This is a genomic window from Micromonospora sp. NPDC007271 (assembly GCF_040634005.1).
In the GTDB taxonomy this organism is placed as follows: Bacteria; Actinomycetota; Actinomycetes; order Mycobacteriales; family Micromonosporaceae; genus Micromonospora.
The window spans coordinates 1-1,197 of the sequence record NZ_JBEYER010000224.1; the positions used below are offsets into that span (position 1 = coordinate 1).

Sequence of the window (1,197 nt, forward strand, 5' to 3'; positions counted from 1 at the left end):
AAAACCCGAGGGCGACCAAGGGAACCCCCGTCCTTTAGGGCGGGGAGGATGTCAACGGATCCATCCCTGGGATCAGTGGCAGCAGTCGTCGCCGACCGTCCGGTTGGCCGGATACCAGTCGCGTCGCCCCTGCGGGAGCAGGTCGAGGACGTTCCAGACGGGGCTGAGCAGGTCCATGCCGCGTCCGGTTCCGTCCGGGAAGATCGCGTGCGCGGTGTAGAAGTGCCGCACCGTCGAGCCGTCGCGAGTCAGCACCGACACGGCGGGGACTGTACCGTCCGGGCCGTCGATGTTCAGGTCGGCGGTGAAGGTGGTCCCGGCGCACGACAGCAGGCGCAGACGCGGCCAGCCACGCGTGCGGGCCCACTGGCGGATCTCGGCGATCGGGGCCGGCGCGATCACCGCCAGCGCCGCGTTCTCCTCGATGTGGGCGGCGACGCCGTTGAGGCCGTCCAACCACATCGAGCACATCGGGCAGAAGCCGTCAGCCGGTGTGTGCATGAGGTGGTAGACGAAGAGGCTGGAGTGCTCGCCGAACAGGGCGGACAGCTGGGTACGGCGGACCGGGCCGTCGTCGCCGAGGGCGGCAGGGCCCTCGGTGAGCAGCACGTCGGGCAACTCGGCGCCGTCCGGCAGCGCCCGGCGCAGCGCGGCCAGCCGCTCGGCCGCGTCCCGCAGGTCCCGTTCCGCCGTGAGTAGCGCGCGTCTGGCCGTGATGTAGTCCTCCTTGGTGCCCTCGGGCCACATCAGCTGCTCATTCGCCATCGTCTGGGTCCTTTCCGGTGTCGGCTCCGCTGCGCCGCACGTCGACAAGGTCAGGCTCCGGTGCCGGGTCGACGGGGTCCATACCGTGGAAAACGAATTCGGCGCCCATCCGGCCCTCGCCGGCGACGGCCACGTCGACGACCACCTCCTGACCCGGGCTCACCGCGCCGAAGAGGATCTGCTCGGACAACGCGTCCTCGATCTCACGCTGGATGGTGCGGCGCAGCGGGCGGGCGCCGAGCTGGGGGTCGAAGCCACGGGCCGCCAGCAGCCGCCGGGCTCGGCCGGTGAGCCGCAGCGACATCCCCTGCTCGCGCATCTGCCGGCGGACCCGGTCCACCATCAGGTCCACGATCTGCAGCGTCTCGGCCTCGTTGAGCTGGTGGAAGACGATGGTGTCGTCGATCCGGTTCAGGAACTCGGGCCGGAAGT

1 protein-coding gene and 1 pseudogene are annotated in these 1,197 nt (G+C 70.5%); both read right to left on the minus strand.

The window, feature by feature from the left end; all coding sequences use genetic code 11:
• Positions 1–72 precede the first annotated feature (72 nt).
• On the minus strand, positions 73–765 hold the full coding sequence (locus ABZ570_RS34020; RefSeq protein WP_358072304.1) for a DUF899 family protein: 693 nt from the start codon (positions 763–765) through the stop codon (positions 73–75).
• A pseudogene (locus tag ABZ570_RS34025) lies at positions 755–1,197 on the minus strand (hypothetical protein); the annotation flags it as partial. The pseudogene ABZ570_RS34025 and the gene ABZ570_RS34020, both read right to left, overlap by 11 nt.

Excerpts from the sequence above, each read along its gene's own strand:
- ABZ570_RS34020 (WP_358072304.1), bottom strand. The coding sequence starts at position 765 with ATGGCGAATGAGCAGCTGATGTGGCCCGAGGGCACCAAGGAGGACTAC.